Here is a 211-nt window from a genome sequence, read left to right as displayed (position 1 = left end):
TGAAGGGCTGGGGCCGCTGGAATATCTGTGGGACTGGGGGATTAGCTCAGCTGGGAGAGCACCTGCTTTGCAAGCAGGGGGTCGTCGGTTCGATCCCGTCATCCTCCACCAATCCTCAATGCCAAGGGTTCAGCACGAAGTGATGCTGAGTACTTTGCATTGGCGATTGAGCCAGTCAGGGCGGTATGAGGCACAGGCTTCATACCGGCTG

1 tRNA gene is annotated in these 211 nt (G+C 57.8%); it reads left to right on the top strand.

Annotation, left to right across the window (positions count from 1 at the left end):
- The first annotated feature begins 35 nt into the window (after positions 1–35).
- Positions 36–111 (top strand) — tRNA-Ala (locus tag F6X37_RS36325).
- The last annotated feature ends 100 nt before the right edge of the window (positions 112–211 follow it).

The sequence above is a fragment of the Paraburkholderia sp. 31.1 genome, from assembly GCF_014397645.1.
GTDB classification, from domain to species: domain Bacteria; phylum Pseudomonadota; class Gammaproteobacteria; order Burkholderiales; family Burkholderiaceae; genus Paraburkholderia; species Paraburkholderia tuberum.
The sequence above is the reverse complement of the archived record's forward strand: the minus strand, read 5'-3'. Positions and strand labels throughout refer to the sequence as shown.